This is a genomic window from Alteromonas sp. DY56-G5 (assembly GCF_041414725.1).
Taxonomy (GTDB): Bacteria; Pseudomonadota; Gammaproteobacteria; order Enterobacterales; family Alteromonadaceae; genus Alteromonas; species Alteromonas macleodii.
The window spans coordinates 64,433-87,602 of record NZ_JANHZQ010000002.1 but is presented as its reverse complement, the minus strand read 5'-3'; the positions used below and the strand labels follow the sequence as shown (position 1 = coordinate 87,602).

General features: G+C 45.1%; 22 protein-coding genes. 13 read left to right on the top strand and 9 right to left on the bottom strand.

Features of this window, described 5'->3' with window-relative positions; all coding sequences use genetic code 11:
• Positions 1-89: 89 nt before the first annotated feature.
• Positions 90-2,195: an EAL domain-containing protein gene (locus tag NO989_RS01315; protein ID WP_371341920.1), complete on the bottom strand. Its 2,106-nt coding sequence runs from the start codon at positions 2,193-2,195 to the stop codon at positions 90-92.
• Between the two features lie 185 nt (positions 2,196-2,380).
• Here NO989_RS01315 and NO989_RS01310 point away from each other — a divergent pair, with 185 nt between their 5' ends.
• Positions 2,381-2,743, top strand: coding sequence for an Hpt domain-containing protein (locus NO989_RS01310; RefSeq protein WP_371341919.1), 363 nt, complete (start codon positions 2,381-2,383; stop codon positions 2,741-2,743).
• Between the two features lie 65 nt (positions 2,744-2,808).
• Here NO989_RS01310 and NO989_RS01305 read toward each other — a convergent pair whose 3' ends face one another.
• Entirely contained in the window at positions 2,809-3,807 is a 999-nt protein-coding gene (locus NO989_RS01305) for an adenosine deaminase (RefSeq protein ID WP_371341918.1), read from the bottom strand.
• 322 nt (positions 3,808-4,129) lie between these two features.
• Here NO989_RS01305 and NO989_RS01300 point away from each other — a divergent pair, with 322 nt between their 5' ends.
• Positions 4,130-5,461, top strand: a complete 1,332-nt coding sequence (locus tag NO989_RS01300; RefSeq protein WP_014949076.1) for an NCS2 family permease — start codon at positions 4,130-4,132, stop codon at positions 5,459-5,461.
• 107 nt (positions 5,462-5,568) lie between these two features.
• Here the strand turns inward: NO989_RS01300 and NO989_RS01295 are convergent, their stop codons facing one another.
• From NO989_RS01295 to NO989_RS01280, 4 genes are all read right to left on the bottom strand, one after another.
• A complete protein-coding gene (locus NO989_RS01295; RefSeq protein ID WP_231514267.1) occupies positions 5,569-5,736 on the bottom strand; it encodes a hypothetical protein in 168 nt (55 codons plus the stop codon).
• 266 nt (positions 5,737-6,002) lie between these two features.
• Positions 6,003-6,137, bottom strand: a complete 135-nt coding sequence (locus NO989_RS01290; protein ID WP_275446548.1) for a hypothetical protein — start codon at positions 6,135-6,137, stop codon at positions 6,003-6,005.
• Positions 6,138-6,189: 52 nt separating this feature from the next.
• The gene (gene puuE, locus NO989_RS01285) at positions 6,190-7,119 is read right to left on the bottom strand and encodes an allantoinase PuuE (protein ID WP_049588806.1); all 930 of its coding nucleotides are present in this window, start codon (positions 7,117-7,119) and stop codon (positions 6,190-6,192) included.
• 1 nt (position 7,120) lies between these two features.
• Positions 7,121-7,765: a TetR/AcrR family transcriptional regulator gene (locus tag NO989_RS01280; RefSeq protein WP_371341917.1), complete on the bottom strand. Its 645-nt coding sequence runs from the start codon at positions 7,763-7,765 to the stop codon at positions 7,121-7,123.
• Positions 7,766-8,173: 408 nt separating this feature from the next.
• Between NO989_RS01280 and xdhA the strand changes: the two genes are divergently transcribed.
• From xdhA to NO989_RS01245, 7 genes are read left to right on the top strand one after another with little or no spacing between them, the layout of a single operon-like run.
• Positions 8,174-9,619 (top strand): xanthine dehydrogenase small subunit, encoded by a 1,446-nt coding sequence (gene xdhA / locus NO989_RS01275; RefSeq protein ID WP_371341916.1) that lies wholly within the window; start codon positions 8,174-8,176, stop codon positions 9,617-9,619.
• On the top strand, positions 9,612-11,978 hold the full coding sequence (xdhB, locus tag NO989_RS01270; RefSeq protein WP_371341915.1) for a xanthine dehydrogenase molybdopterin binding subunit: 2,367 nt from the start codon (positions 9,612-9,614) through the stop codon (positions 11,976-11,978). Before xdhA ends, xdhB begins: the two co-directional genes overlap by 8 nt.
• Positions 11,975-12,874, top strand: a complete 900-nt coding sequence (gene xdhC, locus NO989_RS01265; RefSeq protein WP_283630945.1) for a xanthine dehydrogenase accessory protein XdhC — start codon at positions 11,975-11,977, stop codon at positions 12,872-12,874. Before xdhB ends, xdhC begins: the two co-directional genes overlap by 4 nt.
• Positions 12,864-13,367 carry a 2-oxo-4-hydroxy-4-carboxy-5-ureidoimidazoline decarboxylase gene (gene uraD / locus NO989_RS01260; protein WP_371341914.1) on the top strand — a complete coding sequence of 168 codons (504 nt, stop codon included), beginning with the start codon at positions 12,864-12,866 and terminating at the stop codon, positions 13,365-13,367. Before xdhC ends, uraD begins: the two co-directional genes overlap by 11 nt.
• Before the next feature lie 58 nt (positions 13,368-13,425).
• Positions 13,426-13,752, top strand: coding sequence for a hydroxyisourate hydrolase (gene uraH / locus NO989_RS01255; protein ID WP_014976192.1), 327 nt, complete (start codon positions 13,426-13,428; stop codon positions 13,750-13,752).
• 5 nt (positions 13,753-13,757) lie between these two features.
• Positions 13,758-15,050 carry a guanine deaminase gene (gene guaD, locus NO989_RS01250; protein ID WP_049588801.1) on the top strand — a complete coding sequence of 431 codons (1,293 nt, stop codon included), beginning with the start codon at positions 13,758-13,760 and terminating at the stop codon, positions 15,048-15,050.
• 47 nt (positions 15,051-15,097) lie between these two features.
• The gene (locus NO989_RS01245) at positions 15,098-16,357 is read left to right on the top strand and encodes a urate hydroxylase PuuD (RefSeq protein WP_278347033.1); all 1,260 of its coding nucleotides are present in this window, start codon (positions 15,098-15,100) and stop codon (positions 16,355-16,357) included.
• Between the two features lie 43 nt (positions 16,358-16,400).
• On the opposite strand, the gene NO989_RS01240 is transcribed toward NO989_RS01245, so the two are convergent.
• Positions 16,401-17,678 (bottom strand): diguanylate cyclase, encoded by a 1,278-nt coding sequence (locus NO989_RS01240; RefSeq protein ID WP_039225683.1) that lies wholly within the window; start codon positions 17,676-17,678, stop codon positions 16,401-16,403.
• A 293-nt stretch (positions 17,679-17,971) separates the two neighbouring features.
• On the opposite strand from NO989_RS01240, the gene NO989_RS01235 reads away from it, so the two are divergent.
• Positions 17,972-18,247: a putative quinol monooxygenase gene (locus tag NO989_RS01235; RefSeq protein ID WP_014949064.1), complete on the top strand. Its 276-nt coding sequence runs from the start codon at positions 17,972-17,974 to the stop codon at positions 18,245-18,247.
• A 49-nt stretch (positions 18,248-18,296) separates the two neighbouring features.
• On the opposite strand, the gene NO989_RS01230 is transcribed toward NO989_RS01235, so the two are convergent.
• On the bottom strand, positions 18,297-18,656 hold the full coding sequence (locus NO989_RS01230; protein ID WP_014949063.1) for a helix-turn-helix domain-containing protein: 360 nt from the start codon (positions 18,654-18,656) through the stop codon (positions 18,297-18,299).
• A gap of 296 nt (positions 18,657-18,952) precedes the next feature.
• Between NO989_RS01230 and NO989_RS01225 the strand changes: the two genes are divergently transcribed.
• From NO989_RS01225 to NO989_RS01215, 3 genes are read left to right on the top strand one after another with little or no spacing between them, the layout of a single operon-like run.
• Complete coding sequence (locus NO989_RS01225) at positions 18,953-19,444, top strand: (2Fe-2S)-binding protein (protein WP_371341913.1); 492 nt, start codon at positions 18,953-18,955, stop codon at positions 19,442-19,444.
• Entirely contained in the window at positions 19,441-21,738 is a 2,298-nt protein-coding gene (locus NO989_RS01220) for a molybdopterin cofactor-binding domain-containing protein (protein ID WP_371341912.1), read from the top strand. The genes NO989_RS01225 and NO989_RS01220 overlap by 4 nt, the downstream gene beginning before the upstream one ends.
• Before the next feature lie 7 nt (positions 21,739-21,745).
• Positions 21,746-22,495 carry a hypothetical protein gene (locus NO989_RS01215; protein ID WP_371341911.1) on the top strand — a complete coding sequence of 250 codons (750 nt, stop codon included), beginning with the start codon at positions 21,746-21,748 and terminating at the stop codon, positions 22,493-22,495.
• A gap of 88 nt (positions 22,496-22,583) precedes the next feature.
• Here NO989_RS01215 and NO989_RS01210 read toward each other — a convergent pair whose 3' ends face one another.
• The gene (locus tag NO989_RS01210; RefSeq protein WP_014949059.1) at positions 22,584-23,078 is read right to left on the bottom strand and encodes an acyloxyacyl hydrolase; all 495 of its coding nucleotides are present in this window, start codon (positions 23,076-23,078) and stop codon (positions 22,584-22,586) included.
• Between the last annotated feature and the right edge of the window lie 92 nt (positions 23,079-23,170).

Genomic DNA, 23,170 nt, shown 5'->3' with positions numbered 1-23,170 from the left:
CTAGTTTGCTTCCAAGTAGGTATGGTTTGAACGACAAGGTTATAAAGAAGAGACTATCGATTAGCACTCTACTCAGCGTCCAGTAAACTTTACGCTACTTGGCAATCATCGATGTACTTCGTGAAGAAATCCGCCATCGCCATAGGGCGACACATAAAATACCCCTGCCCTAAGTGACACCCAAGTGCTTTGAGCGCGGCAAAATGAGATTGGGTCTCTATCCCTTCGGCAACAATGGTTAACTCTAAGCTTAATGCTAAATGCACTATTGCCGTTACGATGTCATGTGCCTGCTGTTCTTTATCCATATCAATAACGAAAGAGCGATCTATCTTAAGCACATTCAATGGGAACTGACGCAAATAAGAGAGACTTGAATAACCCGTACCAAAATCGTCTAACGCAATGGTAACGCCCAATGAAGCCAAGTCGTTCAGGATATCCCGGGTTTGCTCAAAGTCGTGCATTAGGGCTGACTCTGTAACTTCCAACTCTATAGACGACGCGGCGATACCCGCTTCGTTGATAATTTCAGCAACTTCACTTGCGAAGCCTGGGTTTGAAAGCTGTTTAGCAGCTACGTTTACCGCCACTTTGAAGTCTTGCCCCAATTCATTGCATCTAGCGACAAACTCACAGCTTTTTTGTAACACTTGCTTACCTAGCTGATGTATTAGCCCAGTTTCTTCTGCTAGCGGAATAAACTCATCAGGTCCAATAACTTTACCATTCTCGTCGAACATTCTGACTAAGCTTTCCGCACTTAATACTGCGCTATCGTCAAAGTTATATTTTGGCTGTAGGTAAATAGCTAGACTGTCGTTCTCTATGGCATTTCTAAGCTTTATCTCCATCTCCACACGATGATGCATGGCATGCTGCAGGTCTTTTGAAAAGAAACTGAAAGTGTCTTTGCCTTTTGATTTAGAGCGATACATCGCTGAGTCTGCATGGCGCATCATCTCTTCCGCATTAACAGCATCTTGGGGATAAAGGCTAATTCCAATACTTAAGCTAAGTTGATGGGCCTTACCGTCTATATCAATGGGCTCTCTGCCCGCCTGCAAACACGCCATAGCAATACTGTCTGCACTGTAGCCTGAACCAATTTCAGTAAGTAAGCAGGCAAACTCATCGCCACCCACGCGGGCGAGCGTAGCGCTTTCTCCAACAACCTTTGCAAGGCGCTTTGCAATAGACGCAATAATATAATCGCCGACTTGATGCCCAAGACTGTCATTGAGGTACTTGAAATTGTCAATATCAATTAACAGTAGCGCTATGCTTTGCTTAGAGGTAAAACAACGAGTGATAGCCTGAACAACTCTATCGTGCAACAGCACTCGGTTTGGCAGGCCCGTGAGCTGATCATGATTGGTTAAATGCGTCATCTTTACTGCCATTTCAATGGCTTCTGACACATCTTGGAAAACGATAACGGCGCCAGACAGATGGCCATCTTCATCAATGATGGGCGACGCTGTATCTTCTACCCTGAATACTTGATTATGTCGGCTTACCAGCGTGGCGTTGTAAGACATAGCTACCGGACGCATCACTTCTAGTGCGTAAAGAGCGGGGTTTAAAAGACGCTCATTTGTCGAGGCATCTCTTAAATTCATAACCTCATCGATAGGCTTGGCAAGAGCTTCAGCTTCACTATATCCTGTTAACCTCTGCGCTACCGAGTTAATAAAAGTTACATCCCCTGCTGCGTTAGTTGAAATAACGCCATCAGCTATAGATTTGAGGGTAATAGCAAGCTGCTTTTTCTCTGCTTCTAATTCTTGATTAACACGAGCAAGCTTTGTTTTTTGATCTTGGATAGTGAGATGATTTCTCACTCGCATTTGGCACAATCCAATATCAATGGGCTTGGAAATGAAGTCTATGGCACCTAACGACAATGCCACATGTTCATTTTCCGAATCGCTATGGGAAGTGACAAAGATTACTGGAATAGCAGCCGTTTCTGGACACGCTTTTAACTGCTTGCAGACCTCAAAGCCAGATAGCTCAGGCATGCTTATATCTAGAACAACCAAATCAGGAAGTTGTGCTTTTATCACCGAAAACGCATTCGCGCTTTGCGAGACCGTAACAACCTTTGCTAGAGATTCTACTGCACTTTCTAATAACAAGAGTGTTGTTGGTTCATCGTCAATGATGACTACTTTCTGTGTCTCATTATCCATGAGAAATTCCACACCATGTAACAAATATCAGAATAAGTATCGCCCGAGATACGTAAAAAAAAATTAGTCTTTAGTCTAGGTTTTGCTGGTTTATAAACCGCAGTATGCTATGCCACTAAACTTGCTATTTCTTGATTAGAACATGTATTGTACACTGGCATAACGCTTCAATTACGGTGGCACATATGGACACATCTAACTCAAACGATACGCCCACTCGAGAACAATTATGGAACCGCGATGCTGCAATAAGCAGGTTGGGTGGAAATGAGGGGTTATTGAACCGTATTGTTGAAATGTTCCTCGCGCAAATAGGACAAAAACAACAAGCACTTCAAAGTGCTGCGACCGCATTAGATGTTGAAGCCGTTAGATTCAACAGTCATGCTATGAAAGGTGTGTCGGGCGACGTAGGTGCCGATGCCATTCGGGAAAAGGCATCGTCTATTGAAAACAAAGCCAAGCAAGACGATTTAAGCGAAATCGTTCAAGACATCACGGAATTAGACAGTTTGATTAAGCAAACTATTGCAGTCATGCAATCGTAAAATCACATTAGCTTCTCGCATTAATCGCCAGAAGCTAACTCGACTATCTTCCACTCCTCGCCTTGCTAGGCTGAAAGAACCTTTTCAACAAGCTGGTTTTTCTGCTCTTGCGGCAAAAAACTTGCCTTAAAGCTATTTGCTACCAACGTACGAACTGTTTTTTCATCAATATCCAGCGACTGGTGCAACGCTTCAAAATTGTCATTTAAGAAGCCACCAAAATACGTAGGATCATCAGAGTTAACCGTGACCAGAAGCCCAGCATCAAGAAGCTGGACAATGTTGTGGTCTTTCATATCATTTATCACACACAGCTTGAGGTTACTTAACGGACAAACAGTGAGTGGAATTTGTCTTTCTTTCAAGAGGTCCATAAGCGCTTCATCTTCTTGGCAGCGTACACCGTGGTCAATACGATCAACGTCCAATAGCTCGATGGCTTCCCAAATGTAAGATGCCGGTCCTTCTTCTCCAGCATGGGCGACAATTTTAAATCCCAGCGCTTTGGCTTTTTTGAATACGCGTTCGAATTTTGACGGCGGATGACCAAGTTCGGAGCTGTCTAACCCTACCGCTGTAATGTGCTCGTAGTAGGGCTCTGCTGCAGAAAGCGTATCGAAGGCAGCATCTTCTGGCAAATGGCGAAGGAAAGACATGATTAAATAGCTACTGATACCGTATTCATCTTTTGCTTTTTCCATCGCCTTCAAAAAGCCTGGCATGAAAATATCGAAACCTATGTCACGCTCTGTATGGGTTTGCGGATCAAACATAATTTCTGTGTGGACGATATTGTCCTCATAACACCGCGTTAAGTATTCCCACATTAAAGCAAAGAAATCATCCTCATCGCGAAGCACGCCCGCCCCTGCATAATATAAGTCAAGGAAGCTTTGTAGATCTTCAAAGTTATACGCCGCTTCTATCTCTTCCACGCTAGCATAAGGAAGTGATACACTGTGCTTTTCAGCTAGGCGCCACATAAGTTCAGGCGTTAAGCTACCTTCTATATGCAGATGCAGTTCGGCCTTTGGAATGTTTTTAATTATTGATGACAGCGACATGGCCCCTCACTTATTTGCACCACAACAATGCAATGGCATTTAATTGGTGCGTAATAGTTTATCTTTAATGCTATCTGTAAACGAGTTCTATTGCTCATTTAGGTTTTGTTTGCGGTTTTTTTGACTTCATCTATGTTGATTACTAACCGTTTGGCTGGCTTTGTGCTGCCTGGCTAGTGACTTTGAGTCACGCAATGATTATTAATTAATCATTGTACTGAAAAGTAAGTTAGCACAAAACACACCAACAAGTTGACTAATTGGTCAGTTTATTGCTTTCAACGCACAAAACACACAATGAAATACTAACAGAGAACTCTTGATGTCCAACAACGTAATCGAACGGCTATTTAAGCTGCAGGAACACGGAACAACAGTAAGAACAGAGATCATTGCAGGACTTACTACGTTCGCAGCCATGTCTTATATACTCGTGGTGAACCCAGGTATTCTTGGGTTAAGTGGCATGCCCGTAGAGGGCCTAATTACAGTGACAGCAATAGCGGCGTGTATTGGCACTTTAATGATGGCGCTAATGACTAACTACCCTATTGCGTTGGCACCAGGTATGGGCTTGAACGCCTTTTTCGCGTTTACCATTTGTCTTGGTCGTGAAATTCCATGGGAAGCAGCGCTTGGTATTGTTTTCTGGAACGGCATTCTCTTTTTACTCCTTTCTCTCACCGGAGTTCGAACCAAAATAGCCGAGTCTATACCTCCTTCTCTTAAAATCGGCGTGCAGTGTGGCATAGGTTTGTTCATTGCCTTTATCGGCCTTAAAAATGCGGGGCTGATTGTTGATAATCCCGCAACCTTCGTACAGCTTGGCGACCTTTCTGAGCCAGCAGTAATGTTAGCGCTCATCGGCATTATTTTTACTATCGTTTTGATGGTGAAACGCGTTACAGGCGCTATCTTAATCTCTATCGTAACACTCACCTTAATTGGTGCTTTTATCCCCACTGAAAACGGTACCTTAACTGCAACGCCTTCTGCTGTAGTTGGCATGCCAGAATCTATTTCAAACACTTTTATGGCAATGGACTTTTGGTACCCAATTGATCACCTTGCTGAAACGTGGGACCTCATTTTCGCACTTATGTTTGTGAACATGTTCGATACCATTGGCACCTTAATCGGCGTATCTCGAAAAGCCAATCTACTTACTCCCGAAGGCAAGCTACCGAAAATTGGCTCAGCAATGACAGCCGATGCATCAGCGAGTATTGCTGGCGCATTAGTGGGTACATCTCCAGTAACTAGCTATGTGGAGTCCGCTACGGGCGTATCGGCGGGCGGCAGAACCGGGCTTACCGCAGTAGTGGTTTCTGTCTGCTTCTTACTCTCGCTATTTTTAACACCGCTAATGAAAGTTATCCCGCTAATGGCCACTACGCCAGCGCTATTGATGGTAGGTATTTTAATGATGGAATCGATTCGACAGGTTGATTTCGACGACTTAGGTGCGTTAGCCACTGCTTCTGTTGCACTTATCGCCATGCCGCTCACATTCAGCATTAGCGAAGGCATTGCCCTTGGTTTTATTACTTATGTTGGCATTAAGGTAGGTACGGGAAAATTTAAAGAAGTAACACCGCTCACTTATGCACTGGCGATTGTTTTCTTATTACGATACTTATTGGATTTAAAATAATTCAACGGCGCTTATTGCGTGCCTGTAAGTTAACGCTTTAGATACAAAAAAGGTGGCTTTCAACGCCACCTTTCTTATTAAACTAAGCAAGTGAAAAAGATATACGTTTACTTCAATCCATCGTAAGTGAAGGTAACGGCTTTATCACCCATAAATACAATTTTAACGTGCTTACTGTCTTCATTGCCCCATGTACATGCCATGGTACCCATTGTTTTTCCGCAGTTGTCAGCTGAACCCAGAATTGCTTCAACTTCGTCCTGAGACATACCCATATTAGGGGCTGTTAACCTTTTCTGTGCATTTATGCAGCGTCTGTATGTCATCTAGACAAGGAGGATGTTTGAAGGTCTAGTGGGCCTAAATCGAAAACATTCAACGCAGTATAGATGACATACAGGCGCTGCCCGGAGGGGTCGTCATGGAAGCCTTTTACTCTTTGTCACAGCCCTTTAACTTAGCCCACTAGGCCTGCAGGACTGTTTCGCGATTAAAAGGCTTCCATTTAGACCAAAACTGCACAGAAAAGGATAACAGCCCCTTAGTTATCATAGTTTTCTTTAGTCAGCTTTGAGCATGCTGTCAGCGCTAGCGCCCCAAGGGCAATAATGGCTAGTTTTGTTTTCATGGTTTTGTCCTTTATTAAGTGAAGGCGATAGCGCTCCATTTGTTTCACTTTCGTCTCTTCACTTTACTGTACTTCAAATATAGTAGGCGTAATGTAAACGCTACGTACGCGGCTTGTCACCACCATCTTTAGGATGAAGCTCCAACCAGTGACGGGCAATTTGCTCTCGTGTCGCTAGCCATACTTTATCATGAGACTTAACGTACTCGATAAAGCGCTTAAGTGCGGCGAGTCGAGCAGGCCGTCCTATTATGCGATTATGAAGGCCGATAGATAGCATCTTAGGCGCTTCTTCTCCTTCTTCATACAACACGTCAAACGCATCTTTTAAGTAGGTGAAAAACTGTTCCCCACTGTTGAAGCCCTGAGGCGTGGCAAAGCGCATATCATTGGTGTCTAATGTGTACGGCACCATTAATAACGGCTTGCTGTAATGGCAGTCGTAGTAAGGTAAGTCGTCAGCATATGAATCGGCGCAATATAAGATATCGTCGCGCTCTGCAATCAACTTCAGCGTATTCGGACTCGTTCTTCCTGTATACCAACCTACAGGTTTACTGCCCGTTAACTGCTCATGAAGAATAATCGCCTCATCAATTTGTTTACGCTCTTGCTCTTCGTCCATGTCTTGATAATGCACCCAGCGCATGGCGTGGCTGGCGATTTCCCAACCTGAATCCATCATGGCTTTTACGGCGTCAGGGTGTCGTTGCATAGCCATAGTGACGCCAAACACAGTAACGGGAATGTCGTATTTATTAAGCAAACGGTGTAAACGCCAAAACCCTGCACGACTGCCGTATTCGTAAATAGACTCCATGCTGAGGTGGCGATCTTTATACGCTTGTGCGCCGATAATTTCCGATAGGAATATTTCTGACGCCTCGTCACCATGAAGCACGCAATTTTCGCCACCTTCCTCGTAATTTAATACGAACTGAATCGCGATTTTTGCGTCGCCCGGCCACTTAGCGTGAGGTACATGTTGACCATAACCAATCAGATCACGAGGGTAAACAGACTCTGTCATGCTACACCTCGAAGTTTTCTGGCACAGATAACCCACAGCCACCGAGCACGAGTTTTACCACTTGTTTTGTAGCGTCTTCAAAATCTGATTTTGTCATCTTTTTACCGCGTAGACGGGTTATTTGCGCAGAGAAGTCAGCATAGTGCTGGGTACTCGCCCAGATTGTGTAAAGCAAGTATTCCCCTTCAACAGGTGGCAGTTTGCCGGCCTTTACCCATGCATCAATAACCGCAAGTCGCCCTTTCATCCAAAGCGCATGCTCTTCATCAAAGTAGCCACTTAAGTTTTGTGCACCATTGATAATTTCCATCGCAAAGATCTTAGAGGCCATTGGATGCGTTCGCGACACTTCCATTTTCTCGGCGATATAACTGGCGAGTACCTCGGCTGGGTCGTCTTCTACTGTGGCTTTATCAAAACGTGAGTTCCACAGCGAGAGGGTTTCTTCTAGTACCGCTACGTAGAGCTCTTGTTTTGTTTTGAAATAATACAAAACGTTAGTCTTAGGAAGTCCTGCTTCATCAGCAATTTTTTGTACTGCTGTGCCTTTGAAGCCAAACTGTGCAAAACATTTTTCAGCGGCTTGGAGTATTTTTCTTCTGTTCATAGCGCCAACGCCAGCGTCAGCATTTTTTACCTTCATCATTATTATTAAAATTCCTTTGCAATCTACTTTGCAAGCGCACGGGCAGTATAAATGCTGCATGCCTTTTCGATAGGTTAGCATTTATTGCCGACGAGTTGCTATGCTCTTATAGATCATACATACCCTATGCAGGGAGTGTTAACCATACTAAAACACGAATTACGCGAATAGTTCAAAACCTTGCACGAATCTTGCCTTATTCTTTATTAACAAATCGACGTAGTGCTTAGCAAAAGAAAAATAGAAAGGTATCACTTCTTTTTTTCCAATCAAATTTGCGCAAAATCATGGCCTTTTAGAACTCGGCCTTTTTTTATAAGCAATAAATTGACCAAATGGTCTACTTTTATTGAAAAAATACAGCTATATTAATGAATACAAGAATGAATATAACAAGAAGGTGTGAGTATGATTCGCTTTCTAATAAATAACGATGTCGTTGAATTAAATGAAGCGCGGGCCGACCTCACCCTTCTACAATTTATTCGCGAACATCGCAAAAAAACAGGCACAAAAGAAGGCTGTGCAGCAGGAGACTGTGGTGCATGTACCGTAGTACTTGTGGAACCAGCCTCTTCAAATAGCGCTGCAGAACTTAATTATCGAACGGTGAATAGCTGTATCACGCTAATGAGTGCAGTTCATGGGAAGCAGCTTTTATTTGTTGAGCATTTAAACGATGGTAAACACTTACACCCCGTACAGCAGGCGTTAGTTGATCACCATGGTTCTCAGTGTGGCTTTTGCACACCTGGTTTTATCATGTCGATGTTTGCCTTATATCACAGCAATACAAAACCAAATCGCGACGATGTGCTGCACGCTTTATCAGGCAACTTATGTCGCTGCACAGGCTACCGCCCTATTATCGATGCTACGATGGAGGTGTGCGAACAAACACCTGATGATCAATTCACTGCACGCCAAGCTGCCACCCTTTCTACATTACTGTCATTATCTGGTGAGAAACCCACTGGTACGGGCAATATCCATACGCCAACGTCTCGCGAAGAACTGAAGACTCTGATTCAAGCGCATCCAACTGCACAGCTAGTCGCTGGCAGCACGGATTTAAGCCTTCAGTTCACGCAACAGCTAAAAAATGTAGAAACGCTTATCAGTGTGACACATATTGATGCACTAAAACAATGCACCAAAAGCGAGCATTCTCTTATTCTTGGTGCAGCTGTACCGCTAAATGATGCGGCACCTTTATTACTAAATGCATTTCCGCAAGTGGCTGAGCTTGTTACCCGATTTGCCTCGTTGCCTATCCGCAATCAGGCTACCATTGGCGGTAACGTGGCTAACGCTTCCCCTATTGGTGATATGCCACCGTTACTACTCGCGTTGAATGCCATACTGCATTTAGATAACGGCGAGAGCGTTCGTATGATCCCAATTAGCACATTCTTCACAGGCTATCGCGAGACCATGCTGGCGAAAGATGAATGGATAAGTGCAATAGAAATACCATTGAAACAGCCCAATCAAGCATTAGCTGCATATAAGATATCGAAACGATTTGAAGATGATATTTCTGCAGTATGCGCCGTATTTAATGTCACACTCAACAACGGCAAGGTAGAAGCCATTAGCAGTGGCTTTGGTGGTGTAGCAGCAGTTCCGTCAACCTGCAATGCGTTAGAAAACGTTTTGAAAGGTAAGCAGTTCGCTAGCAACGAATGTTTAACGTTGGGCAAACAAGTCTTATTCGATGCATTTTCACCTATCGATGATGTGCGCGCTACAGCCCAATACCGTAAAACTGTTTTAGCTAACCTGTGGCATCGCTTCTGGTTAGAGAACCAAACAGCAAACCAAATTGAAACACGGGTGGTGCAGCATGCGTAAGTTAATTGATGCCCGTAATCCACTGCAACAAAACGACAAGCAAAGTGTCGTTCATGTATCTAAAAAACACGAGAGCGCAACACGCCAAGTACAAGGCAGCGCAAACTATGTTGACGATGTTATTGAACCTCAAGGCACTCTTTATGCTGCAGTTGGTGTAAGCCAATGCGCAAAAGGTACGATTAACTCGATAAATCTTGACACTGTTCGCCAAAGTGAAGGCGTTGTAGATGTGGTTACGATTGACGACGTGCCTGGCCATAAAGATATTGGACCTGTGTTCGAAGGCGATCCGTTACTTGCTAATGGCGAAATCAAATTCTTCGGTCAGCCTGTGTTTGCCGTGCTTGCCACTTCGGTAAACCTTGCCCGACAAGCTGCGCTAAAAGGGAAAGTAGAGGTGAGTGAAGCCAAACCTATACTTAGTGCCGAAGCTGCCCACCAGCAGCAAACGTTTGTGCGTCCCTTACATCGGTTTGGCCAACATACTGACCGCGTTGAAAGTACATTTGAAAAAGCGATCCACCAAGCACATGGCACGCTCAGTATTGGTGGACAGGAACATATGTACTTAGAAGGACAAGTGAGCCTTGCGATCCCTGATGAAGAAGATCGCATGAAAATCTATACGTCTAGTCAACATCCCAGTGAGGTACAAAAACTCGTTGCCGAAGTGCTCGATGTAAAATTGCACCGTGTAATGGTAGACATGCGACGTATGGGCGGCGGCTTTGGCGGAAAAGAAACGCAAGCCGCGCAATGGGCCTGTATAGCGGCTCTACTGGCATCGCGCAATCAATGTGCGGTTAAGCTTCGCTTACCACGCTTCACTGATATGCATGTTACTGGCAAACGTCACCCGTTCGAAAACGAGTTCGACGTGGCCTTTGACGAGACAGGTAAAATTGAAGCCACCCGCATGACAATCAATGGTATTTGTGGGCACTCGCCTGATTTATCTGACGCCATTGTCGATAGAGCCATGTTCCATGCGGACAACGGTTATTTCTTAGGTGATAGCGACATTGTTGGCCACAGATTGCAAACCAATATGGTATCGCATACCGCTTATCGAGGTTTTGGCGGACCGCAAGGTATGATTATGGCTGAAGCCATGATTGATAAAATTGCCCGTGCTATTGGCAGCGACCCCCTATCGGTAAGAAAACGTAATTTATACGGCCCCACGACGGGTAGTCTGACTCCCTATGGAATGAAGGTAGAACATAACCTTCTGCCCGATATGATTGCCGAGCTAGAAGAAACCGCTCAGTATTGGCAGCGCCGTGAAGCTATTGCAGCGTTTAACCGCGAAAGCCCGGTGATTAAGAAAGGTTTAGCGCTAACGCCTGTTAAGTTTGGCATTTCATTTACCGCGAAGCATTTAAACCAAGCTGGCGCTTTAGTGCACATTTATACTGATGGTAGTATTCAGGTGAACCATGGTGGTACTGAAATGGGCCAAGGGCTTCACACCAAAATAGGCCAAATTGCAGCCAATGAATTTGGACTAGATTTGGATATGATTGAAGTCACTGCAACACGCACTGACAAAGTACCTAACACTTCACCAACAGCAGCTTCAAGCGGCACTGACTTAAACGGAAAAGCCGTACAAAATGCATGTATTACGCTAAAAGCCCGTTTGGCCGAGTGCTTTGCCAAAAGCTTAGGTCTAGAGGACCGCGCTGGCGACGTGCTATTCATTAATGAGCACGTGGTATTGGATGAGCACAAAATTACCTTTACCGAGCTTGTGCAGCAAGCGTATTTTGCTCGTGTATCTTTGTCTTCAAGCGGTTTCTACAAAACCCCAAAATTACAGTATAACCGCGACACCGGTGAAGGCCGTCCGTTTTTCTATTTTGCCTATGGCGTCTCAATGAGCGAAGTCTCTGTCGATACACTTACCGGTGAATATACGGTAGATAAAGTTAACGTACTCCACGATGTTGGCAACAGTCTTAACCCTGCCATTGATATTGGCCAAATAGAAGGCGCGTTTATTCAAGGTATGGGTTGGCTTACCACAGAAGACCTTAAATGGAATGAAGCGGGTAAGCTGATAAGTGAAAATATGGCGACCTATAAAATTCCAGCTATTGGCGATACGCCAAAAGAGTTTAATGTGAAGCTGTTTGGTAGAAAGAACGCTGAAGACAGCATTTACCACTCAAAAGCGGTTGGCGAGCCACCATTTATGCTGGCTATTTCAGTGTGGTGCGCCCTTAAAGACGCCATATCTAGCCTATCTGGCTACACAGTTGATCCGCAACTAGATACACCAGCCACACCAGAACGGGTGTTAAATGCACTAAGTGCTATGCAGCATTCTTCCAGTCGAGGCGGTGTTTTATGACACTCACTGCAGCAAAGTCATCTCGCGCGCCCCAATCATTTCGTGCAACAAACTGGTATGAGGGAATAGCCGAATGCCAAGCGCGTAATGAAGGCTATGTGCTTGTGACTGTGGTTGGCACTGCAGGCTCTACACCTCGTGAACCCGGGAGTAAAATGGTGGTTACCGCTTCACAAAGCATCGATACCATTGGCGGCGGGCACCTTGAGTTTGATGCCATTGCCCGCGCACGAGAGTACCTTGCAAAGGGCGAAGCATGCACTGAACTTCACAGCTACCCGTTAAGCAGTTCTTTAGGACAGTGCTGCGGCGGCGCAGTAAAGGTGCTATTTGACGTGTGTAACGTTCATCAGCAGCACATCGCCATTTTTGGTGCTGGCCATGTTGCAAAAGCACTGGTGCCTATTTTGGCTCAATTGCCTGTACGCATTTCGTGGATAGACAGTCGCGAGGAACTGTTTCCATCGTCTTTGCCAGCCAACGTGCACAAAGTCGTGGAAGAAGCACCAGAGAGCGAAGTTAGACACCTTGATGAGAACAGTTGGCTGATTATACTCACCCACGATCATCAATTGGACTATCGCATTACAGAGCAGGCGTTAAAGCAACCTTCCCTCCCCTTTGTTGGGTTAATTGGTTCAGACACCAAAGCAAAGCGCTTTATTACCAAGCTGACTCAGCGTGGGTTTGACGACAACGCGCTGGCAAGGCTATTTACGCCAATAGGTAACCGAGATATCCCTGGCAAGCAACCAATTGAAGTTGCCGTTTCTATATCTGCGCAAATTATCGAGCGTCTTCATGTAAAAGAAGTAACGGCAGGCAACAGTAACAAATACAGTGAGAAACCCGTTACAGCTTTTCACAAAGAAAAGGACACCACCAGTGACACTTAAAGAATTAAATACGCTACGCGCTGAAGAGGCGTCTTCTTGGTTTGAGCAATGCTGCGCGGCGAAAACCTGGGTTTATCAAATGGTAAAAGCACGCCCCTACAGCGACAAGAATGCTCTTGTTAATCAAGCGAAGAGCGCGTGGGCCAAATGCAGTGATGACGACTACCTTGAAGCTTTTACGGCACACCCCATGATTGGCGACGTTGATTCGTTGCGCAAAAAGTTTGCAAATACCAAAGCCATTGCTGCGGGCGAGCAGTCGGGTACAGCCAGCGCGTCCGAGGCCGTTTTACGCCAGTTAAAAGAAGCCAATCACGCCTATTTAGACAAGCACGGGTTTATCTTTATTATTTGTGCCACCGGTCTTTCTGCGCAGACTATGTTAGAAGCATTACAAGCTAGGCTACCTAATACCACACAGCAAGAGATTACCAATGCTGCTGCAGAGCAAATAAAGATAACCCTATTGCGTATTAACAAAGCGCTGGATTAACCCCCGAATTTTCAAAAATATGGTCAATACGCATTGAATAGTTTTTAAGGAAAACAGTATGAATACGCTTTCTAGCCACGTACTCGACACTACATTAGGTAAGCCAGCACAAGGCATTGCCCTTACACTTACACTACCTGACGGTAGCACCCTTTCGGGTGAAACGGATAATGACGGGCGTTTTAACAACTGGGGCGTTGAAGACGGTTTTGCCGCAGGCGTTTATACCCTGCGCTTTCACTGCAAGCCTTACCTTGTAGAAACGCATGGCAAAAGTTTCTACCCACACATTGATATTACATTTGAACTTGATGAGAATGGCGGTCATTATCATGTGCCACTTCTAATCTCTCCATTCGGTTTCAGCAGCTACAGGGGCAGCTAACAAACATGCAGCTTTTTCGTGCAAGCATTGCGCACTTTCCTAACCAAACTACACAGTTCGATAATGACATCGCTATATTCAAAGACGGTGGTTTGTTAGTAGACAATAAAGAAATAAAAGACATTGGCACATTTGAAGAGATAGCAAAGCGCTACCCGGCTGCCACTGTGACAGATTTTTCAGGCAAGTGGATTTTGCCAGGTTTAATAGACAGCCACCTGCATTATCCGCAAACACAGAGCATAGCTCATTATGGCGAGCAGCTGTTGAGCTGGCTTGAAAACTATACGTTTCCCACAGAAATGCAGTTTGCTGACAGTGAACACGCTAAAACCATTGCTAATGTATTTTTACGCCAATTGCTAAAGAACGGTACTACCACAGGTTTTGTTTTTACTACGGTTCATAAAAGCAGTAGCCACGCATTATTTAGTGCAGCAAGCGAAATTGATATGGCAATTGTGGCCGGTAAAGTATGTATGGACAGGAATTGCCCTAGTGCGCTTAATGACTGCGCCGACACAGCACAAGCTGACAGTGCAGAATTAATCGAAGCTTGGCATAACAAGGGCCGCAACCGCTATGCGCTAACGCCCCGTTTTGCGCCAACCAGTACTGAAGCGCAGCTTGCTGCATTAGGGGAACTTGCCAAGCAGTATCCCGACGTTTTCATTCAAACACACTTGTCTGAGAACTTAGACGAGATTGCATGGGTGAAGAGCTTATTCCCTAAAGCGGACGGCTATTTAGATGTATATGACACCTACAGCCTTGTGCGTGAACGTGCGGTGTTTGGCCATGGCATTCACCTTACGCCTAACGAATGGGCACGCTTAGGCGAAAGCGGCGCTACGGTGGCCTTCTGTCCGACATCTAACCTGTTTTTAGGAAGTGGCCTTTTTGATATGACCGCAGCGCGTGCTAACAAGGTCCATGTGGCCATGGCCACCGATGTGGGTGCAGGCACTACGTTTAACATGTTTAAAACCTACGGCGATGCATACAAGGTTAGTCAATTGCGCAGCGAGCCCATCAGCCCGTTAGAAGGCTTTTATCTTATGACCCAAGGCGCGGCCGTAGCTCATGCGCTTGATCATGAAATAGGCAACTTAAACCCAGGCACCACCGCTGACTTTATCGTTGTTGAGCCTAGGTTTGACGAATTGACACAATTGAGAATAAAAGAAGACGCGGACTTTGACGATGTGTTTTTTGCCTTGAGTATTTTAGGTGATGACCGCGCTATCGACCAAACGTGGATAAGCGGCACCTGCCGCTATAAAAAAGAACATCATTAATAACAGGCTGCTGTAGGGCCTTTGGGCCCTAAATAAGGAGAACAATAATGCCGTGGCTAGATTGGATAAGTTTATTTGTACGTTGGTTCCACGTTGTAGCGGGTGTAGCGTGGATTGGCGCGTCGTTTTACTTCATTTGGTTGGATAACAATCTACGCACGCCACCTAAATGGAAGCAGGATAAAGGTATCAAAGGCGACTTATGGGCTATTCACGGTGGCGGCTTTTATGAGGTCGCAAAATACGCCTATGGCCCAGAGAAAATGCCAGAAACGCTACACTGGTTTAAATGGGAAGCCTATACCACGTGGTTATCGGGTTTCGCACTACTCATAATTGTTTATTACTTTGGTGCTAGCGCTTATCTTATCGACCCTTCGGTAAACGCCATGTCACCGACCACGGCAATATCTTTAGGTTTAGGGTTAATCTTTGGCGGACTAGCCTTATACGAATTTGCGTGTCGCAGCCCATTGGCAAAATATCCACTTGCCTTCGGTATTGGATTAGTCGCGCTTGTTTGTATTGTCAGCTACCTGTCTACCCAGTGGTTTAGCGGTCGCGGTGCCTATATTCACGTTGGTGCGCTTATTGGCACTATCATGGCAGGGAATGTCTTTTTCAACATCATGCCGAACCAGCGCAAAATGGTAGCAGCTGTAGCCGATAAGAAAGATATTGATCCTACTTGGGGTGCGAGTGCTAAATTGCGTTCGGTACACAATAACTACTTTACGCTGCCTCTGCTGTTTATCATGATTTCAAATCATTACCCCATGACGTATCAACACCCGCAAAATTGGCTGGTACTCATTGCGATAATGGCCGCTGCCGCTTGGATACGTCATTTCTTTAACTTGCGTCATGTGGGCATCACTAAACCAGGTATTTTAGTGTCTGGCGCAGTCGCTATGCTAGCAATAGCGCTATGGGTGTCATGGCCTCAGTCGCCATCACATACATCGAATGAAGGACATGAAGATGTGAGCCTTGTCGATGAAGTAGGTAAAAAAGTAACGGCTAATAATGCAGTCGCCCAAGCGAGTTCTGAAGTAAGCAATGAGCGCGTAGTAAGCTTAATTACAACCCATTGTGTGGGTTGCCACTCGCGCACGCCAACCGACGATATCTTTAAAGTCGCACCTTTAGGCGTAATATTAGATACATGGGAAGATATTGAAAGGTTTGCGCCACAAGTGGTTCGAAGAACCACTGTGACCAAAGACATGCCATTTTTAAATAAGACAAAAATGACAGACAAAGAGCGTCAGGAAATAGCGCGCTGGTTCGCTCAAAGACAACAATAAAATGGCGAAAGCGATGTAGATATCGAGTCTCAGAAATAGCTATCTACATCGCTTTATCAATCGCGGTTAAAACTTGCTGATAACGCTTTTTTCCGTACATTACCTCATCGGCCTTATCTAGCCACTCCTGCACGGTTTCAATCCCTTCGCTCCACTCAACCCAGCCCACACTGAAGCCAATTGGTACTACCTTATTGCCATCTACATTAACTTCAAAGTCGCTTTGGGCAACCCTATTGAAAAAAGCTTCCGTTTCCTTTTCACCCGTGCCATAGAGCAGGATCACAAATTCATCTCCGCCAATACGACCGAATCTATCACTATCACGCAGCAAACCACTCATTCTTTCAGAGAACTCAACAAGCGCCTTGTCTCCTACCTTGTGACCGTATTTATCGTTAATTTCTTTGAATTTGTTTAAGTCTATATAAACAAGCGTTGACGTTTGTTGGCCACGATCCATACGAGAAATTTCGTCACTTAACTGGCTAAATATCTCTCTCCTATTGGCAAGTCCAGTGAGCGAGTCGGTTTTCGACAGGTGCTCTAATTTAGTGACGGCGCTCATCAGAGCTTGCTGCTGCGTTTTCTCTCTTGTTATATCGTCGGCCGTACCTAAAATAAGCGACTGCATTTCACGGTCGTCAAATATCAAGCTTCCGCGATCGTGAAGGTACTTCACTTCGCCTTTCGAGTCGTATATACGATATTGAATATCCCAATTCTGCAAAGGGCGTTGACTGAACAGTTTTAACACCCGTGCTTTATCATCTTCATGTACATGATCAATAAAGCTCATAGGGTTACAGTAAAGTTCGTACTCGTTGCGACCGAATATGTTTGAATAGCCATCGTTAACGTATTGCAGTTTAGACAAGTCTGGCGTCGCCACCCATATAAACGTTCTATCAGAAAATGCGCTAACAATTTTGCTAAACAAGGCATCAACTTGAAAGAGCTCAGACTGGATGCGCTTTTTCTCGTCGATATCTTCCACAATAGAAATAAAATAGTCTGGGTTGCCGCGCTGATCTCTTACTAAAGACACTGTTAACTTCGCCCAAACTTGCTCGCCATCGCGCCTTACATATCGCTTTTCAATCGCATAGTCATCGATATCACCTGCCATCAGGCGCTCTAAGTAACTTAGATCTTCATCAAGATAATCTGGCGCAGTTAATTCTTGAAAGGTTAACGTCGTTAGTTCTTCATCAGAATATCCTAAAAAATCACACAGTCGCTTATTTACACGTATAAAGCTTCCATCCACGCTTACGTGAGCGAGCCCAACAGGACAAAAGTGAAAAGTTTTTTCAAACATAGGGCATCGCCCCGTTCGGTAATTGCATTCCGTCGCCTCAAGAGGTGGCACTCAAAGGATAATGAGCACCCTTTTATACTTTAGTATAAGTCATTATAGATTAACTTTTTTCATTCGCTAAAAAATGCATCTAAGAAAAAGGCTTAGATAGCGTCTAACTGCGACATAGCGGTAAAAGGCATTTAATGGTGGAGATTGCTTTTCACCTGAAAAAAGTTGCTAGTCAGCTTTAAACGCTAACCATTACTCCGTTAGTTGCCTATGTTAGCGTTTTTTCTCAATAGGACAGTAAAATGATCGAGTTTTCAGTCGTAATCTATTCTCAACCAAACCAACAAGATGCACTTTTAGACGCATTGTTACCCTTGGTTAAATCAAGCCGAGAAGAAGTCGGCGCAGTGATGTATGACCTACATGCAAGTGAAGAGGGTGTGTTTGTTATTACGGAGAAATGGCAATCTCAGGATGCCCTTGATGCTCATGAAGCTACTGAACACTTTGTTGGTTTCCAAGAAAAAGCCGGAGAGCTTGTTGAAAAAGTACTTCGATTACCGCTAGTGTCGGTCTAGCTCTTTATAAAGCAAATGCGGTGAGATAAATACTCACCGCTAGCGGTATTTAATCATTCGTGTGGTTTTCAGACCAGACTCTTAGCTGTTCAAGAATATCTAGCGCTGAGCGCCCAAACTCGGTGAGACTATAAGCAACCGCAATTGGACGAGAGTCGATAACGTTGCGAATGACCATGCCGTTGTTTTCCAGCTCTTTAAGGCGCTGATCGACCATCTTCCGGCTGGCGCCGCCCAGCATTCTACACAGGTCGTTAAATCTAACAGGCTCATCTTTGAGATGATAAATAATAGAACCCGTCCACTTTCCACCAATTAGGCGCATTCCACGCTCTATAGCACAAGGCTCTGTACAAGTATTTAGAACGGTTTTTCTACCCTTAGCGTCTGTTTTTATTTCACTTTCCATCTATTTTCCTAAAAAAGCCACCTAGTTACTAAAAGTATACTAATTGTTTGTTTGAACAAGGTAACTAAAATAGACCACATAAGCAAGTTTGGCCTCTAGTATACCTTTAGTTAATTAGTCTAACTCCAATTCGAAAGGTTCATTCGGGCGTCTATGGAGTGAGCGGTTATTAAAGGGAGAGCCAACGCGGCCAGATTTTAATAATACCAATTAAAACAGGCAAAACAGACCGTTCAAACCAAGTACAGCGCCTTGGCGAGAGCATATTAAACATTAACTTCACGGTGACACAAACCATGATTGAATTTACGTTAAATGGAAAAAGAGTGCAGACAGATGCTGCATCAGATACGCCTCTCGTTTGGGTAATACGCGATGAATTTGGACTAAAAGGTACCAAGTTTGGGTGCGGTGTAGCGATGTGTGGCGCATGCACGGTACATATTGATGGTAACGCTATTCGCTCTTGCTCCTATCCCGTTTCGTTAGCTAAAGATAAGAACGTAAACACTATTGAAAGCTTCAACAACGCGCATCCGCTGCAATCTGCTTGGGTAGAAGAGCAGGTTCCTCAGTGTGGCTATTGCCAGTCTGGCCAAATCATGCAGGCGGCGACATTGCTAGACAGAAATCCAAACCCGAGCGACCAAGATATCGTTAATCACATGAGCACAAATTATTGTCGCTGTATGGCTTACGCGCGCATAAAAAAGGCGATTAAGCGCGCTGCAACGTCTTCCGTTCAATACTTTGATCCAACCGCTTCATCAGAAGGGGAAAGCGCATGAGCATGAAAAATATCTCTCAAGAAAAGAAAGACATGATCAACTTATCTCGCCGTTCTTTCATGGTTGGATCAGTGAAAACGTCTTTATTCATGGCATTTGGTGCTGCCGTTGTTCCATCCCTGCTGTCGGCAAAAGAAAGTATTGAAACCAAAAAGTTTTCTCCAAATATTTGGTTTGAAATGGATACAGATGGCAACGTTACCGTCAACATAGCCAAAGCGGAAATGGGTCAGCATATCGGCACGCCAATCGCTAGAATCTTGGCTGATGAGCTTGAGTGCGACTGGGAGAAAGTGTCTATAGTGCACGTTGATACAGACCCGAAATGGGGCTACATGGTAACAGGCGGCTCTTGGTCAATTTTCCATACCTACAAGCCCATGTCTCAGGCGGGCGCCGCTGGCCGCATGGTGTTAATTGATGCAGGTGCGAAGCTACTTGGCGTGCCTGGCGATAGTTGTAAAGCAGAAAAAGGCTTTGTTATCTCAGGTAACAAGAAAATTAGCTATGGCGATATCGTAGCGAATGGCAAAGTAGACAAAACATTCAGTGCAGATGAGCTTGCGGAACTGCCGATTAAGCCGGGAAAAAAACGCCACCTTATTGGCGTTAATGCAGACTACAAGGCTCTCGACATTCCGCCTAAAACTAACGGTACTGCGGTATACGGTATTGATGTTGAAGTGGAAAACATGCTTTATGCACGCCCCATTCTGCCTCCGACTCGTTATGGCAGTACAGTAACAAATGTCGACGACAGTAAGGCTAAGAGTCTACCGGGATATAAAGGTTATAAAGTGCTTACCGATCCGAGCGGTACCATCGAAGGCTGGGTCACTGTATTGGCTACAGACTACCCTACTGCGATTAAAGCCGTTGATATGGTGAAAGTCGGCTATAACGCCGGTAAAACCGCTAATGTTTCTGAAGCCGATATACAAAAAGAAGGCGAAAGAATTGTGCGCGACCGTAAGGAAGGCACCGTTTTTGTAGACGAAGGAAATATAGAGCTGGCGCAAACAAAAGCAGCACAAACCATTGAGGCTTTATACACCACAGCGACTGCCAATCATTTCCAGCTAGAACCACTTAACGCCATTGCTGAATTTAAAGGCGGTAAATGGCATATTCATACGGGTAACCAGTGGCAGAGCCTAACACTTCCTACTGTAGCTAAAGCCGCAGAAGTGCCAGAAAGTGATATGGTCCTTCACCAGTATTATCTTGGCGGTGGCTTTGGGCGACGCCTTTTTGGTGATTGGGTTGTTCCAGCTTTGCTTACAGCTAAAGCTGCTGGCCAGCCAGTCAAACTGGTGTTCATGCGCCCGGATGATACATTATTTGATCAACCCCGCTCTGCCTCTACTTCACTGTTTAATGCGTCGTTCGATGAAAATAATCAGTTTTTAGGCATGGAGCATGCGCTAGCGGCAGGCTGGCCAACACTAAAAATGGCACCAGGATTTCTAGCACCAGGAGTAAGTGGCGAAGGAAAAGTCGATATGTTTTCGGCATCTGGTGCCGACCACTGGTACACCATGTCTCACCATCGCGCACGCGCGGTTAACAATAAGGTAGCGCAAGATACGTTTACGCCAGGTTGGCTGCGTTCGGTAGGCCAAGGTTGGATTGTATGGGGCTTAGAATCATTTATTGACGAAGTGGCAATGAAAGCGAACAAAGACCCCGTCGACTTCAGACTTGCACTGTTAGACGGTAAAGGTAAACAAGGGGGCAAAGCGCCTGAAAGTGTCGGCGGTGCCACTCGACTTGCCAATACGCTTGAAATTCTTAAGAAAAAGACTGCGAGTGTTGAACTTGGTGCTGATGAAGGCATTGGCTATAGCGTAAGTGCGGGACAAGAACGCACTATGCCAGCTTGGCTCGCGACTGCAGCCCATGTTCACGTTAATAAGCGCACTGGAAAGATAACGGTTAAGAAGTTATGGGTTGTGTCTGATGCTGGTATTGTTATTCATCCAGATGGCGCGATGGCACAGCTTGAAGGTTCACTGCTGTGGGGACTGAGCTTGGCACTGTTTGAACATAACGAAGTGAAAAACGGTCAGGTTTCAAAAACAAACTTACATACCTACCTTCCTCTACGTATGAACGATGTCCCAGAGATGGATATTGAACTTGTTGAAAGTGAGGAGTTTCCAGTAGGACTGGGTGAACCAGGCGTTATTGGTGTCGCGCCGGCTATCGGCAATGCCGTGTACCAAGCTATTGGTGTACGGCTACGTCATTTGCCCATGCTTGCTCAACACGTTACCGCAGCATTAAAAGCATAAGGGCAGTATGATGAAAATGATAACAGTCCTATTAATTGGTGCTCTCTCATCATTCGTCCTGAGTGGGTGTATTGCAAATAAAAGTGACGATAGCGACCATAGTAATTTGACCGCTAGCGCTTCAAAAGCAGCTAACTCAACGCCTGCTTTTGAAGCTTATCAGCAAGTTCCTAACCCAACGACAGCATTTAACTACTTGTTCGATGTAGCAACACATCCACGGTGTGTGAACTGTCATGGTGTTATTGAAGATGGCGCTCACCGACCGACAGTGGGCGACAACAGCGTTCCCCACCCTATGAACATTACCTCTTTGAACAACTTGAAAATGGCGGTGCAAGATGGAAAGTTTGTTCAGGTTGGCGAAACGCACCCCGTAAACTGCCGCGGATGTCACCAAGATGAAAATGCGCGTGAACCCGGCAGGCCGCCTGGTGCAGCAAACGACCTTATGCCAGGTTTCGTGTGGCACATGCCGCCTCCTACCATGATTATTGGCAGCGACATGACACCCTCAAAATTATGCAACAATTGGTTAAACCCGCGTTTGAACTCTTTTCTTGCTCAACGTGGGGGAAGAGATGACATGAAAACGTTTAAAAAAGAATTTGAGCATCATGTCAGTGATGATCCATTAGTGAGATGGGCATGGAACCCCGGCCCAGGCAGAACACCTGCTCCTGGGACACATGCACAGTTTGCTAAGGCAATGTCGGTTTGGATTAACGGCGGCGCACCTTGCCCGACAGAAAGTTAAGTTAAAAAAGTCTTTGCCAAAAATGAACAGCCCGCGTTTTAAGCGGGCTGTTTAACGAACGAACTAGGCACAACTTGTTTAGGCGAGATTAGAAATGGTAGTGAGCACTTAATACAAACGATTCTGAACCAGGGTTCGTGTCCCCTAGCCCGCCGTTAGAAATGTGGCCAATTTCAGCTTCTAGTGAAAATGATTCAGAAAAATTGTAGAGTCCGGAAAGTGATGAATAGAATTCAATGGTGTCGCCTAAATTTTCAGATTCATCAACAATGCCCGCGTGAAAGGCAACGCGTACTGAAAAGTCATTGTATTTGTAGACGTCTTTTGCCAACCCCGCAGCGAAATAGTGTTGGCCTTGATCTGCGTTTACCAAGAGAACTGTTGGTCGAATTCCGTAAAATGATTCGAGCGGTTTGTGAACATAAGCCACATGCAATGCGTAACGGTCTGCGTCATCAAACAAGTTCCATACCGCAGCCCCAGCTTTAAGCTCACTTCCTTGCGGCAGGGCTTGAGTAGAAAGAGAAACAAGGGGAGAAAGTAAAGATAATGCAAGTGCGAGTGTTTTTACTGGTGTTTTCATGTTTATACTGTCCTAGGGCCTGCTGACCTTTGCTGTACATCAAAGGTCAACAGGCCCTAATCAAAAGTTAAAAATAGTGTTCCGTCTACGCT